Below are 15112 nucleotides of genomic sequence, written 5' to 3' on the forward strand. Positions count from 1 at the left end.
TTTCAAACTCAGTGTAGGTTGAGTCAATCCGCTCGGACTTTTTCAACAGAATCGGTCGACAGCTGCCGCTGGCGAGTGACAGCTATGGGGCGAGGCTGTGTAAAAACATTTTAAGGCAGACGCGGCAATGAAAATCGGCGCGAAAAGCACGCACCTACGCAAAATCCAGGTCTGCTAACTAACCGGACGTTTGCAGATTCAACGTAGAAGCGAGGACTTCAAAACGGCGTCTGCGTTTTTACACAGCCTGGGTCGTTTTCAGCCTGTCGCGACAGGCGGCAATCCACAGCCAAAAGCGGTCAGTCAGCGTCTACGAAATAAGGGGCGACTTAGTGACGACGTGGTCTGGGTACTCTGCTGCCCTGATGTTTTGTACAGACCTTGGAAGTTTTCATAGTGGCAACCTAGGCTCTTTGGTAAGGGAAAAGAATTTCTAGACAGGGGTTGACCACGTATTTTAATGCTGTAGTATTCGCCTCCCGCTAACGAGCAGCTTGATGCTGGTTTTGGCTTAAGTAGTTGATTTTATTATTAAAATCAGAAGCTTTTAAGGGTGCTGCTTAAAGGGGTTTGCTGTAGAGTGCACGCCTCGGTTGAGACGAAAGATCTTAACCAACCGCTCTTTAACAACTGAATCAAGCAATTCGTGTGGGTGCTTGTGGAGTCAGACTGCTAGTCAACAGATTATCAGCATCACAAGTTACTCCGCGAGAAATCAAAGATGTAACCAACGATTGCTGAGCCAAGTTTAGGGTTTTCTCAAAACCCAAAGATGTTTGAACTGAAGAGTTTGATCATGGCTCAGATTGAACGCTGGCGGCAGGCCTAACACATGCAAGTCGAGCGGATGACAGGAGCTTGCTCCTGGATTCAGCGGCGGACGGGTGAGTAATGCCTAGGAATCTGCCTGGTAGTGGGGGACAACGTTTCGAAAGGAACGCTAATACCGCATACGTCCTACGGGAGAAAGCAGGGGACCTTCGGGCCTTGCGCTATCAGATGAGCCTAGGTCGGATTAGCTAGTTGGTGAGGTAATGGCTCACCAAGGCGACGATCCGTAACTGGTCTGAGAGGATGATCAGTCACACTGGAACTGAGACACGGTCCAGACTCCTACGGGAGGCAGCAGTGGGGAATATTGGACAATGGGCGAAAGCCTGATCCAGCCATGCCGCGTGTGTGAAGAAGGTCTTCGGATTGTAAAGCACTTTAAGTTGGGAGGAAGGGCATTAACCTAATACGTTAGTGTTTTGACGTTACCGACAGAATAAGCACCGGCTAACTCTGTGCCAGCAGCCGCGGTAATACAGAGGGTGCAAGCGTTAATCGGAATTACTGGGCGTAAAGCGCGCGTAGGTGGTTTGTTAAGTTGGATGTGAAAGCCCCGGGCTCAACCTGGGAACTGCATTCAAAACTGACAAGCTAGAGTATGGTAGAGGGTGGTGGAATTTCCTGTGTAGCGGTGAAATGCGTAGATATAGGAAGGAACACCAGTGGCGAAGGCGACCACCTGGACTGATACTGACACTGAGGTGCGAAAGCGTGGGGAGCAAACAGGATTAGATACCCTGGTAGTCCACGCCGTAAACGATGTCAACTAGCCGTTGGGAGCCTTGAGCTCTTAGTGGCGCAGCTAACGCATTAAGTTGACCGCCTGGGGAGTACGGCCGCAAGGTTAAAACTCAAATGAATTGACGGGGGCCCGCACAAGCGGTGGAGCATGTGGTTTAATTCGAAGCAACGCGAAGAACCTTACCAGGCCTTGACATCCAATGAACTTTCCAGAGATGGATTGGTGCCTTCGGGAACATTGAGACAGGTGCTGCATGGCTGTCGTCAGCTCGTGTCGTGAGATGTTGGGTTAAGTCCCGTAACGAGCGCAACCCTTGTCCTTAGTTACCAGCACGTCATGGTGGGCACTCTAAGGAGACTGCCGGTGACAAACCGGAGGAAGGTGGGGATGACGTCAAGTCATCATGGCCCTTACGGCCTGGGCTACACACGTGCTACAATGGTCGGTACAGAGGGTTGCCAAGCCGCGAGGTGGAGCTAATCCCACAAAACCGATCGTAGTCCGGATCGCAGTCTGCAACTCGACTGCGTGAAGTCGGAATCGCTAGTAATCGCGAATCAGAATGTCGCGGTGAATACGTTCCCGGGCCTTGTACACACCGCCCGTCACACCATGGGAGTGGGTTGCACCAGAAGTAGCTAGTCTAACCTTCGGGAGGACGGTTACCACGGTGTGATTCATGACTGGGGTGAAGTCGTAACAAGGTAGCCGTAGGGGAACCTGCGGCTGGATCACCTCCTTAATCGACGACTCAGCTGCTCCATAAGTTCCCACACGAATTGCTTGATTCATTGAAGAAGACGATAGAAGCAGCTTTAAGCTCCAAGCTGATAGCTCCAAGCTAACAGTTACGCGCTCGAAATTGGGTCTGTAGCTCAGTTGGTTAGAGCGCACCCCTGATAAGGGTGAGGTCGGCAGTTCGAATCTGCCCAGACCCACCAATTTTGTATGGGGCCATAGCTCAGCTGGGAGAGCGCCTGCCTTGCACGCAGGAGGTCAACGGTTCGATCCCGTTTGGCTCCACCATTAACTGCTTCGAAGCGTTTGAGAGTTTAGAAATGAATATTCCAAGGTGAATATTGATTTCTAGTCTTTTGATTAGATCGTTCTTTAAAAATTTGGGTATGTGATAGAAAGATAGACTGAACGTTACTTTCACTGGTAACGGATCAGGCTAAGGTAAAATTTGTGAGTTGCTCTTAGGAGCTCAATCGAATTTTCGGCGAATGTCGTCTTCATAGTATAACCAGATTGCTTGGGGTTATATGGTCAAGTGAAGAAGCGCATACGGTGGATGCCTTGGCAGTCAGAGGCGATGAAAGACGTGGTAGCCTGCGAAAAGCTTCGGGGAGTCGGCAAACAGACTTTGATCCGGAGATGTCTGAATGGGGGAACCCAGCCATCATAAGATGGTTATCTTGTACTGAATACATAGGTGCAAGAGGCGAACCAGGGGAACTGAAACATCTAAGTACCCTGAGGAAAAGAAATCAACCGAGATTCCCTTAGTAGTGGCGAGCGAACGGGGACTAGCCCTTAAGTGGCTTTGAGATTAGCGGAACGCTCTGGAAAGTGCGGCCATAGTGGGTGATAGCCCTGTACGCGAAAATCTCTTGGTCATGAAATCGAGTAGGACGGAGCACGAGAAACTTTGTCTGAATATGGGGGGACCATCCTCCAAGGCTAAATACTACTGACTGACCGATAGTGAACTAGTACCGTGAGGGAAAGGCGAAAAGAACCCCGGAGAGGGGAGTGAAATAGATCCTGAAACCGTATGCGTACAAGCAGTGGGAGCCCACTTTGTTGGGTGACTGCGTACCTTTTGTATAATGGGTCAGCGACTTATTTTCAGTGGCGAGCTTAACCGAATAGGGGAGGCGTAGCGAAAGCGAGTCTTAATAGGGCGTCTAGTCGCTGGGAATAGACCCGAAACCGGGCGATCTATCCATGGGCAGGTTGAAGGTTAGGTAACACTGACTGGAGGACCGAACCGACTACCGTTGAAAAGTTAGCGGATGACCTGTGGATCGGAGTGAAAGGCTAATCAAGCTCGGAGATAGCTGGTTCTCCTCGAAAGCTATTTAGGTAGCGCCTCATGTATCACTGTAGGGGGTAGAGCACTGTTTCGGCTAGGGGGTCATCCCGACTTACCAAACCGATGCAAACTCCGAATACCTACAAGTGCCGAGCATGGGAGACACACGGCGGGTGCTAACGTCCGTCGTGAAAAGGGAAACAACCCAGACCGTCAGCTAAGGTCCCAAAGTTATGGTTAAGTGGGAAACGATGTGGGAAGGCTTAGACAGCTAGGAGGTTGGCTTAGAAGCAGCCACCCTTTAAAGAAAGCGTAATAGCTCACTAGTCGAGTCGGCCTGCGCGGAAGATGTAACGGGGCTCAAACCATACACCGAAGCTACGGGTATCACTTAGGTGATGCGGTAGAGGAGCGTTCTGTAAGCCTGTGAAGGTGAGTTGAGAAGCTTGCTGGAGGTATCAGAAGTGCGAATGCTGACATGAGTAACGACAATGGGTGTGAAAAACACCCACGCCGAAAGACCAAGGTTTCCTGCGCAACGTTAATCGACGCAGGGTTAGTCGGTCCCTAAGGCGAGGCTGAAAAGCGTAGTCGATGGAAAACAGGTTAATATTCCTGTACTTCTGGTTATTGCGATGGAGGGACGGAGAAGGCTAGGCCGGCTTGGCGTTGGTTGTCCAAGTTTAAGGTGGTAGGCTGGAATCTTAGGTAAATCCGGGATTTCAAGGCCGAGAGCTGATGACGAGTTACCCTTTGGGTGACGAAGTGGTTGATGCCATGCTTCCAAGAAAAGCTTCTAAGCTTCAGGTAACCAGGAACCGTACCCCAAACCGACACAGGTGGTTGGGTAGAGAATACCAAGGCGCTTGAGAGAACTCGGGTGAAGGAACTAGGCAAAATGGCACCGTAACTTCGGGAGAAGGTGCGCCGGTGAGGGTGAAGCATTTACTGCGTAAGCCCACGCCGGTCGAAGATACCAGGCCGCTGCGACTGTTTATTAAAAACACAGCACTCTGCAAACACGAAAGTGGACGTATAGGGTGTGACGCCTGCCCGGTGCCGGAAGGTTAATTGATGGGGTTAGCTAACGCGAAGCTCTTGATCGAAGCCCCGGTAAACGGCGGCCGTAACTATAACGGTCCTAAGGTAGCGAAATTCCTTGTCGGGTAAGTTCCGACCTGCACGAATGGCGTAACGATGGCGGCGCTGTCTCCACCCGAGACTCAGTGAAATTGAAATCGCTGTGAAGATGCAGTGTATCCGCGGCTAGACGGAAAGACCCCGTGAACCTTTACTATAGCTTTGCACTGGACTTTGAATTTGCTTGTGTAGGATAGGTGGGAGGCTTTGAAGCGTGGACGCCAGTTCGCGTGGAGCCAACCTTGAAATACCACCCTGGCAACTTTGAGGTTCTAACTCAGGTCCGTTATCCGGATCGAGGACAGTGTATGGTGGGTAGTTTGACTGGGGCGGTCTCCTCCTAAAGAGTAACGGAGGAGTACGAAGGTGCGCTCAGACCGGTCGGAAATCGGTCGTAGAGTATAAAGGCAAAAGCGCGCTTGACTGCGAGACAGACACGTCGAGCAGGTACGAAAGTAGGTCTTAGTGATCCGGTGGTTCTGTATGGAAGGGCCATCGCTCAACGGATAAAAGGTACTCCGGGGATAACAGGCTGATACCGCCCAAGAGTTCATATCGACGGCGGTGTTTGGCACCTCGATGTCGGCTCATCACATCCTGGGGCTGAAGCCGGTCCCAAGGGTATGGCTGTTCGCCATTTAAAGTGGTACGCGAGCTGGGTTTAGAACGTCGTGAGACAGTTCGGTCCCTATCTGCCGTGGACGTTTGAGATTTGAGAGGGGCTGCTCCTAGTACGAGAGGACCGGAGTGGACGAACCTCTGGTGTTCCGGTTGTCACGCCAGTGGCATTGCCGGGTAGCTATGTTCGGAAAAGATAACCGCTGAAAGCATCTAAGCGGGAAACTTGCCTCAAGATGAGATCTCACTGGGACCTTGAGTCCCCTGAAGGGCCGTCGAAGACTACGACGTTGATAGGTTGGGTGTGTAAGCGCTGTGAGGCGTTGAGCTAACCAATACTAATTGCCCGTGAGGCTTGACCATATAACACCCAAGCAATTTGACTACTCGAAAGAGCATCAGATTGCGGTGTGTGAAGACGAAAGAACCGAAAGTTCGAATCTTACAAAACACCGAAAACTGTCACATACCCAATTTGCTGAAGCGCGGCCAACCGGCCACGACTCAGTACCCGAATTTCTTGACGACCATAGAGCGTTGGAACCACCTGATCCCATCCCGAACTCAGCAGTGAAACGATGCATCGCCGATGGTAGTGTGGGGTTTCCCCATGTGAGAGTAGGTCATCGTCAAGATTAAATTCCGAAACCCCTATCTGCGCATACAGATAGGGGTTTTGTTTGTCCTCGAAAAAAGCATCCTGAGACTGGTACGGAGGTTGACCGTCAACCACGTTAGAGTAGGTCCATGGTGACCATGGAATCAGCCATACGGTAGCCCATCGCTTTGTAACCCGCCTGGCGCTTATCCCACATCCTCAGCAGTGCGACATTACCCCCGTCAACGAAGTCGATCACTCGCACGTCGACCTTATCGGCATGCGATCGATGCAACCGTCCCGCATATTGCTGAAGGATTCCCTTCCATGAGATGGGCATTGCCAGCACCAGCGTGTCCAACGGCGGATGATCGAAGCCTTCACCTACTAGTTTTCCTGTTGCCAACAGCACTCGTGGAGCATCAGGGGGAAGGGACTCAAGCTCATGCATACGGGAAATGCGCTGTTTCTTAGGCACTCGCCCATGAAGCGTGAACAGGTTATGCACGCGCTGCTTCAATTCTAATTCAAGGGCATCCACATGTTCCGTCCGCTCCGTTAGCACTAGAATTTTTCTACCCTCGTTGTACGCCAGCTCAATCTCCGAGACGATTTTGGCTGTCCGCTCAGAGTCGTCGGCTAGACGCCGAAAAATGTCCTGAATCCCAAAGCCGTCGGGGACCACTATTGGTTTGGGCAGCAATCGAGGCACGACAGATAGGTCATGGGGCGCACTCGCTGGTCGAGGCGCAGAATGTCGGATCGGTCCGCACTGCATGAAAATAATGGGCTGCTGCCCATCTCGGCGCACTGGGGTTGCTGTGAGTCCCAGTACGTACCGCGCGGTCGCGCTCCTCAGTAGTGCCTCGAATGACACTGCTGATAGGTGATGACACTCATCAACGATGATCTGGCCGTAGTTTTTTACCTGATCGCTGATCTCGCCTTTTCGCGATAACGACTGCATTACGGCAATGTCGATGATGCCTGTAAGCTTCGCTTTTCCGCCCCCAAGAGTACCAACGACACCATTCCCGACTCCCAAGAACGCCTGCAAGCGCTCTTGCCACTGCCTTAACAGCTCCGTCCGATGCACAAGCACCAACGTGTTAATGCCACGTGCGGCAATCAACGCAGCAGCACTCACCGTTTTACCGAAAGCTGTCGGTGCGCAGAGGATACCGGCGTCATGACTTAGCATTGCGCTGACAGCAGCCTCTTGGTCAGAACGCAGGGTCCCGAGAAAGCTCACGTCGATGGGGGTGCCCGCGAAGCGTTCGTCTTTAAGAATAGGGGTAACCCCGTTTTCCTCTAAAAGCTCCAGCGCAGCATCCAAACAGCCACGTGGTAACGCAATATGTTTGGGGAAGTTCTGGGCGCAGCCGATAATCCTTGGCTTGTTCCACACTGACATGCGCATGGCCTGAGCTTTGTAGAACTCGGGATTTTGAAAGGCCGCGAGCCGGACAAGCTGGTTTGCCAATGGCTGTGGCAATTCCGACTTTTCAAAGTAAATTAAGTTAGCCAGCGTGATGTTGACAGCAGCAGGCAACGGGCATGTCAATTTACGTGTTCTCGATTCACGATCTTTCCAGGGTTCTGCATCACCTTCGTCATCGACATAGGCGACCCCTAGAGGGTCCCGATTACCCATCGCCTGGATAATAACGGGCTGGATATCTTCTGGACTCATGCGCTGAATCGATGCCAGGAAGGCCCATTGATCAGGATGAGGCTCAAGCGAGTCGTCTACAAAAACGCTATTGTTTTGGGCCCTGGCGCGCTTTTGTAAAGGGAGCGCGATGAGATTTCCAAAGCCGCCTTTGGGCATATAGTCCTGGTTTGGAAACAGTCGATCATAGGAGCTGAGCGCCAACTGCCGGGTGCGCTCACAGGCATGACTGATGATTGCGGCACCGAGGCGGCGCGCATCGCAGGCAGGAACATTACGCTCAAAGAAAATCCAGCCATGAGCCCCTTGGCCTGAGCGCGATATTTCCAGCGCCACCGGGACGTTCAGCTCATGGCATGACTGCACAAAAGCTTTGGAATCATCACGCCATTCGGCCTCATCGAAGTCGACCGCCAAAAAATAACAAGTGTCATCAGAGAGTAGGGGGTAGATACCAGCGACCACTTCGCCCGCCAGATGGCGATAGACCACCTCATCGGTCAGCGGAAGCAGCTGGCGGTTACCGCAGTCGCCACATTTAATTCGGGGCTTCTCACAAACGCCAGGCCTCCATTCGTTTGCGCAAGCGGGTGCGTATCCTGATTTGCCTGCCTTGCTTTCCCAGCGGATGGGATAAACGTCCGTCCTGCCACGAAACAAGCTTCGGAATAGGGTAAGCTTTCCTTCAGTATCGAGTTGCTGTGATTGCTCTGCTTGGACAATCGCTATTTTGACTGGCTCAGCAGGCGGGCGCCATTCGATGCCATGAGCATCCAGCAAGGCAACCAATCTTGCATTCTCAGCCCTTAGCTTCGCCACCAGACTAGTGTCTATCACCGCCTTCAGCCTCTACGTCTCAGGTGAAGCCTGTAGCCTCGAGCTACAACCCTCAGTCCATCAGTAAAACATAGAGGTTATCAAACAACAGAGGTTCGGTTCAGGAGCTCAAGGGGTCCGCCCTAGTCCCAATCAAATCGTTGGCTGGCTCAATCTGCCGGTGAGGGATACAGAGCGCGCAGTTGCTGGCATTCGGCTAGCGTGGAAAGTTCCAGGATTTTCCTAGGCGCAGAGTGATCAGGTTTGTAGTCAGCAGGTAGTAGTAGCGCGTCGATTTCGAGTTTGAGTTCATGTGGTCGTTCAAAAACCAAACGAGATGTTTTCTTTGCCATGTCCATGGATTATCTCGGTTCCAGCGTTCAGAAATGGCTGCTTGAATAGTCTTGGCCTGGCGGATGTGACGTTCGCGTGTGGCATGTGCTCCAGTCAGCACCCCAGCCAAGAAGATCTCCATATCGAATGGTTTATTCATACCCGACCACCGATATACGCCGATACCACGTCGATTCGACCATGTCCCAGCTCATAGCTGATTTGTAAGCGTGCCTCTCGATCAAGGCGTGGATCGAGGCGCCTGCATCTGCCCCCGTTAATGGGTGCCAGGTGATGGGTGATCTGCTCATAGCGTTCGCACGCATAAGCCGCACGCAGTTCGTGGAAGCCTTTGAGGTCGTGCGTATGGAGGATATCTCGGGCGGGGCGGACGATTTCCCGTTGGAAATCGAGGTAGCTCTCGTTCGGTGCCAGCAGGTTGCGGCTACCGTCGGGTGAGACCTGTTCGGCGTACCTGAGCGCTTCGCGAATATGGTCATCCACCGTGATCCAACGAGGCGCGGTTGCGCCGCCGCGGCCACCTTTGTTGCCGTCCTGGATGTTGATTTTGTCGTAGTGTTCGGCTTCACGTTTTAGGCGGGGAAGGTCGGCCAAAATGGCCTCGCGCAAGCGCATGCCAGTGGCTCGCGCCAACTGCACGATGGCCGCGGCGCGCGGCTGCTGGTGTTCGCAAAGCACGTCGACGATCCGTTTCACGTGTTCGCGATCTTGGCCTTGCGGCACTGAGCAACGAACGCTGGTGCGCTGCATTCCTAGTGCCTTGCTCGGGCTCGGTACTTTCACATTCAGATCACCGCGAAGCGCGGCCATGGTTCGGTTCACGCTGGACAATCGGTTTTGCGCGGTGGCGATGGCGAGTTCACCTTGTTCAACTTGCTGCCGCAGATATCTGGCGTAATCGAGCAAAGTCCGCCGGGCAATCTGCCGAGCATCGTTAAACCCTGGCCCATCCTCCGACCGACACCAGCGCACAAACGCCTGCCAGCGATCACTGTACGCTTTGACCGTCCCGTAATGCCCGCCGCCAAACAGATCACGTAGCGCCTGTGGCCCGGCATAACTCAGTTGCCGTCCATAGCCAAAGTTCCGCCCGTCCCGTCTACCGACCAATGCCATGATCAAACTCCTCTCGAAGCCAAACCTTTAAAACCTTCCCCACGTCATCCCGCCATGAATGCTGAGTGTTATCAGGGATCAAGGCCCCTGCGACCTGTGAGGGTTGTCCACTAACGCGGGACTGGCGACTCCTTACGACCGGGAGCTTGGGCATCTCATGATCTGGCCTCCTGAACACTTCCGAGGAAGTGGGCGGGTGGAGGCTGCGCTGGCTGACGAGACCGGCGCCGCGAGATCCTGAGTCGGGTGAAGGCAGTGATTCGATGACCGGGGCATGCCTGACTGTCAGTCAGGTGCAGTCCATTCCCTGGGCTGCGGCACCTTCATCTGCATCGCTATTGCTGGTGACTTCGGTGTTTGTCACGCCAATTGTCACGAAGGGGAATGCCGCAAAGCCCTGTACGAGTTGGGCTGCAGCAGCGGTTGGAGCGCCCGTCTCTTTCTGGGGGAAAGAGACGGGCGCAGGTTGGCGCACGGGAGTGGCCAAGCGGATTGGTTGCTGCAGGGCAGCTATGAAGGGGGATGAGTTGCCGCAGTGGGCACACTGGTAAAAGTAGGCATCCATCACATCGCTGTGACCGTGCGAGCCGCCGGACGCTAATCACACTTTGGGAGAACCACCACGGTGTGGCGTAGCCTTAAAGGTTCTGGCTACCTGGGTTGCTGTCAACGACAGCACTTGCACGATCTTTTCTACGCTCGCCGATAGACAGGGTCAAGGCTCGACTTTTCGAGAATTCTGCGGCTGCGAATGGCATAAGCCGTCTATGGAAATCCGTGGTTTCTAGAAGACGGTTACACTGATTTTTAGGTTTTTCAAGTGAGGCCCTTCCAAGCAGGGCGGCTTTGCCGCCCTGCTTGGAAGGGCCCGCGTGGAAGGCAACGCTGTGGAGATTTCACTGGCGTGTTAGCGCTGGAATGCGCCACGCTCATCTTCCAAGGCGCTGATGCCGCCATCGACCGCGTTGACCCCGAGAAGCTCCGAAGACTTGCGCGACAGAAACTGATTAACCCGCGTATCAAACTGATCCCGCAGGCTCGCCGTAATCCCAACCCTGAGCGCATCGAGATAATCGGCATACCACTGCATCATGATCCGCCGTTGTGTCAGGTACAGCGCTTGGTTGTACTCCCCAGCAATGCCACCCTCGACATGCGCCAGTTGGCTTTCAACATGATCCTTCAGCCACCCATGTTCGCGCAGCAGCGTGCTCGCGGTGTGGCGAACGCCATGGCTCACCATCCGCCCTTTGTAGCCAATCTTGGCAAACACCAGATTGATCGTGTTCTCGCTGATGACGGGCCGTTTCTCACCACTACCCGGAAACAGGTAGCGGCTGCGCCCAGTGCATTGGTGCAGCTTGATCAGCATCGCTATCAGTTGATGGGGCAGGGGGCTGACATAGTCCCGGCGCATCTTCATGCGTTCAGCTGGTATGGTCCACGTCCCTTCTTCAAAATCGATTTCATCCCACGTCGCATACCGAACCATGCCGGGTCGGCTCGCCGTCAGTATTGCCATCCACGAAGCAATCCTCGACGGCAACCTGCTGGTGGTCTTACTCAGCGCCTGAAGAAATTCCGGCAGCTCGCTTTCACGCAAATGCGGATAGTGCTCAGGGGGAGGCGGCACCAACGCGATGGCATGAAGTTCTGAAGCCGGATTGTGTTCGCACAACCCCCGCGCAATCGCCTGACTGAAAATCTGCTTGAGCCAGGTCCGAGCCTTGTCTGCCACATTGAACGCCCCACGCTTTTCGATGCTGGCCTGCAACTTCGCGCAGTCGGCGCGAGTGATGTGCTCCAACTGCATCTCGCCGAGTGCCGGTAGCAGATCCTTGTCGAGGTAGTCGCGAATCTTCTTTAGCGTCGCATGGCTGCGGCCGGAGTCGGCCTTGAACTGATACCAGTACTCCGTAGCTCGCCTGAAGGTGTTGAGCCCAGCCTCCCGTTGCTGCTGCTTGTCATCCCGCCGCTTGGCGCCAGGGTTGATGTCGTCCTTGAGCAGCTTCCGGCATTCAGCAGCCCGTTCACGAGCCTCCTGCAAGGAGATGCTCGGATAGACACCAAGCGACACCCGCGCCGGCCGACCAAGGTACGTATAGCGGAAATGCCAGTACTTGCGCCCGTTCGGCTGAACCAAAAGGGCAAGACCCGAACTATCACCCAATGTGTATTGCTTGTCGGTAGGCTTGGACGCTTTGACTTGCAAGGCGGTGAGGGGCATGGCTGTACACCTCCGGTTCTCGAACTGGAATCTGTACAGAAAATGTACCAAAAAGAGGCTGGCTTGCAAGAGATGGGGGTGGAACCCCAGAGACCAAAAAGCCCGCAGTTAGCGGGCTCTAGGGGTGTTGCGTAGACGCTGGTAGTCGTCTATGTACTGCAAATGGTGCCCCGAGGGAGACTCGAACTCCCACTCCTTTCGAAAACGGATTTTGAATCCGCCGCGTCTACCAATTCCGCCATCAGGGCTCAATGGCGGCGAAGTATAGAGATGAGATAACCGCTGGTCAATCAGGTACATGGAGAATTTTTGATATTTCCGCTAGACTTCCCGGCCCTGCTAGACGACACCCCATCATGCGCGTTGCTGACTTTACCTTCGAGCTCCCTGATTCGCTGATCGCCCGCCACCCTTTGGCCGAGCGTCGCAATAGTCGCCTGTTGACCCTGGATGGGGTCAGCGGCGCCCTGGCACACCGTCAATTCACTGATTTGCTGGAGCATTTGCGCCCCGGCGATTTGATGGTGTTCAACAATACCCGGGTGATTCCGGCGCGGCTGTTTGGCCAGAAGGCTTCCGGCGGCAAGCTGGAAATCCTGGTGGAGCGGGTGCTCGACAGTCATCGCGTGCTGGCCCATGTGCGTTCCAGCAAGTCGCCCAAGCCTGGGTCGAAGATTCTCATCGACGGCGGTGGTGAGGCCGAGATGCTGGCACGGCACGATGCGTTGTTCGAGCTGGGGTTCGCTGAGGAGGTGTTGCCGCTGCTCGACCGTGTCGGGCACATGCCGCTGCCTCCTTATATAGACCGCCCGGATGAAGGCGCCGACCGCGAGCGTTACCAGACTGTCTACGCCGAGCGTTTGGGCGCGGTGGCGGCGCCGACGGCGGGGCTGCATTTCGATCAGGTGCTGATGGAGGCGATTGCCGCCAAGGGCGTCGAGACCGCGTTCGTGACCCTGCACGTCGGTGCCGGCACGTTCCAGCCGGTGCGGGTGGAGAAGCTCGAAGACCACCACATGCACAGCGAATGGCTGGAAGTCGGCCAGGACGTGGTCGATGCCGTTGCCGCCTGCCGCGCTCGCGGTGGTCGTGTGGTGGCGGTGGGGACTACCAGTGTGCGTTCCCTGGAAAGCGCCGCCCGCGATGGCGTGCTCAAGCCGTTCAGCGGCGATACAGACATTTTCATCTACCCTGGCCGGCCGTTTCATGTGGTCGATGCCCTGGTCACCAACTTCCATTTGCCCGAATCCACGCTGTTGATGCTGGTTTCGGCGTTCGCCGGTTATCCCGAAACCATGGCCGCCTACAAGGCTGCCGTGGACAACGGTTACCGCTTTTTCAGCTACGGTGATGCGATGTTCATCACGCGTAATCCTGCGCCGACTGCCCCTAAAGAATCGGGCCCAGAGGAAACAGTATGAGTCGCACCTGTCGTATGTCTTTCGAGCTGCTGGCCACTGATGGCAAGGCTCGTCGCGGTCGTTTGACCTTCCCGCGCGGTACCGTCGAGACCCCGGCCTTCATGCCGGTGGGCACCTACGGCACGGTCAAGGGCATGCTGCCACGGGATATCGAGGCGACTGGCGCTGAAATCATTCTGGGCAACACCTTCCACCTGTGGCTGCGCCCGGGCACGGAAGTGATCAAGAAGCACGGCGACCTGCACGATTTCATGCAGTGGAAAGGCCCGATTTTGACCGACTCCGGTGGTTTCCAGGTGTTCAGCCTGGGCGCCATGCGCAAGATCAAGGAGGAGGGCGTGACTTTCGCTTCTCCGGTCGACGGCGCCAAGGTGTTCATGGGCCCGGAAGAGTCGATGCAGGTCCAGCGTGACCTGGGCTCCGACATCGTGATGATTTTCGACGAATGCACGCCGTACCCGGCGGACGAAGACGTCGCCCGTATTTCCATGGAGTTGTCCCTGCGTTGGGCCAAGCGTTCGAAAGAAGCCCATGGCGACAACACCGCAGCGCTGTTCGGCATCGTTCAGGGCGGCATGCACCAGGACCTGCGCATGCGCTCCCTGGAAGGCCTCGACCAGATCGGCTTCGACGGCCTGGCCATCGGCGGTCTGTCGGTGGGCGAGCCGAAGCACGAAATGATCAAGGTGCTGGATTACCTGCCGGGCATGATGCCGGCTGACAAACCTCGTTACCTTATGGGCGTTGGCAAACCGGAAGATCTGGTTGAGGGTGTGCGCCGCGGTGTGGACATGTTCGATTGCGTGATGCCAACCCGTAATGCCCGCAACGGGCATCTGTTCATTGATACCGGCGTGCTGAAGATCCGTAACGCGTTCCATCGCCATGATGATTCGCCGCTCGATCCGACCTGCGATTGCTATACCTGCCAGAACTTCTCCCGCGCTTATCTGCATCACCTGGACAAGTGCGGCGAAATGCTGGGAAGCATGCTCAATACCATCCATAACTTGCGCCATTATCAAGTGCTTATGGCTGGTTTGCGCGAGGCTATTCAACAGGGTACATTGGCCGCCTTTGTCGATGCCTTCTACGCCAAACGCGGGCTTCCCGTGCCGCCTTTGGACTGAGTTTACTGACCCCAAGATTCAACATTTGCAACTGGAGTGCTAAATGAGCTTTTTTATCTCTAATGCCATGGCTGACGCCGCTGCACCTGCTGCCGGCCCAATGGGCGGCGGTTTCGAGTGGATTTTCCTGGTCGGTTTCCTGGTCATCTTCTACCTGATGATCTGGCGTCCACAGGCCAAGCGCGCCAAAGAGCAGAAAAACCTGCTGAGCAGCCTGCAGAAAGGCGACGAAGTTGTGACCACCGGCGGCATCGCCGGCAAGATCACTAAAGTGGCCGACGATTTCGTCGTTCTGGAAGTTTCCGACACCGTCGAAATGAAGTTCCAGAAAGGCGCCATCGCCGCCACGCTGCCAAAAGGCACGCTCAAAGCGATCTAAGTTTCATCTTCATTTTCAATCGACGGGGCG

The 15112-nt window shown here is 54.8% G+C and carries 7 protein-coding genes, 3 tRNA genes and 3 rRNA genes; 8 read left to right on the forward strand and 5 right to left on the reverse strand.

The window, feature by feature from the left end; all coding sequences use genetic code 11:
• Positions 1-778: 778 nt before the first annotated feature.
• The 5 genes from WHX55_RS04755 (at position 779) to rrf (ending at position 6004) form a co-directional block, all read left to right on the forward strand.
• Positions 779-2315, forward strand: a 16S ribosomal RNA gene (locus WHX55_RS04755).
• Between the two features lie 122 nt (positions 2316-2437).
• Positions 2438-2514 (forward strand) — tRNA-Ile (locus WHX55_RS04760).
• 9 nt (positions 2515-2523) lie between these two features.
• Positions 2524-2599: transfer RNA gene (locus tag WHX55_RS04765), tRNA-Ala, on the forward strand.
• A gap of 241 nt (positions 2600-2840) precedes the next feature.
• Positions 2841-5732 (forward strand): 23S ribosomal RNA (locus tag WHX55_RS04770).
• 156 nt (positions 5733-5888) lie between these two features.
• Positions 5889-6004 (forward strand): 5S ribosomal RNA (gene rrf, locus WHX55_RS04775).
• Together the 16S, 23S and 5S rRNA genes with 2 tRNA genes alongside form the textbook arrangement of a ribosomal RNA operon.
• A 99-nt stretch (positions 6005-6103) precedes the next feature.
• Here rrf and WHX55_RS04780 read toward each other — a convergent pair.
• The 5 genes from WHX55_RS04780 to WHX55_RS04800 all read right to left on the reverse strand — a co-directional run bounded on the left by WHX55_RS04780 (position 6104) and on the right by WHX55_RS04800 (position 12400).
• The gene (locus WHX55_RS04780) at positions 6104-8476 is read right to left on the reverse strand and encodes a DEAD/DEAH box helicase family protein (RefSeq protein WP_353742146.1); all 2373 of its coding nucleotides are present in this window, start codon (positions 8474-8476) and stop codon (positions 6104-6106) included.
• A 196-nt stretch (positions 8477-8672) separates the two neighbouring features.
• Positions 8673-8948: a hypothetical protein gene (locus tag WHX55_RS04785; RefSeq protein WP_169909505.1), complete on the reverse strand. Its 276-nt coding sequence runs from the start codon at positions 8946-8948 to the stop codon at positions 8673-8675.
• Complete coding sequence (locus tag WHX55_RS04790) at positions 8945-9925, reverse strand: integrase domain-containing protein (RefSeq protein ID WP_169909503.1); 981 nt, start codon at positions 9923-9925, stop codon at positions 8945-8947. The genes WHX55_RS04785 and WHX55_RS04790 overlap by 4 nt, the downstream gene beginning before the upstream one ends.
• Before the next feature lie 907 nt (positions 9926-10832).
• Positions 10833-12152 carry an integrase arm-type DNA-binding domain-containing protein gene (locus WHX55_RS04795; RefSeq protein WP_057398557.1) on the reverse strand — a complete coding sequence of 440 codons (1320 nt, stop codon included), beginning with the start codon at positions 12150-12152 and terminating at the stop codon, positions 10833-10835.
• Between the two features lie 163 nt (positions 12153-12315).
• Positions 12316-12400, reverse strand: a tRNA-Leu gene (locus WHX55_RS04800).
• Positions 12401-12508: 108 nt separating this feature from the next.
• On the opposite strand from WHX55_RS04800, the gene queA reads away from it, so the two are divergent.
• Genes queA through yajC form a run of 3 tightly spaced genes read left to right on the forward strand, consistent with a single transcriptional unit; the run spans position 12509 to position 15082 of the window.
• Positions 12509-13573 (forward strand): tRNA preQ1(34) S-adenosylmethionine ribosyltransferase-isomerase QueA, encoded by a 1065-nt coding sequence (queA, locus tag WHX55_RS04805; protein WP_056721282.1) that lies wholly within the window; start codon positions 12509-12511, stop codon positions 13571-13573.
• 14 nt (positions 13574-13587) lie between these two features.
• Entirely contained in the window at positions 13588-14703 is a 1116-nt protein-coding gene (gene tgt / locus WHX55_RS04810) for a tRNA guanosine(34) transglycosylase Tgt (RefSeq protein ID WP_191624894.1), read from the forward strand.
• Between the two features lie 43 nt (positions 14704-14746).
• Complete coding sequence (gene yajC, locus WHX55_RS04815) at positions 14747-15082, forward strand: preprotein translocase subunit YajC (RefSeq protein WP_007982729.1); 336 nt, start codon at positions 14747-14749, stop codon at positions 15080-15082.
• Positions 15083-15112: the final 30 nt, after the last annotated feature.

The organism is Pseudomonas fluorescens, assembly GCF_040448305.1.
GTDB lineage: Bacteria > Pseudomonadota > Gammaproteobacteria > Pseudomonadales > Pseudomonadaceae > Aquipseudomonas > Aquipseudomonas fluorescens_BH.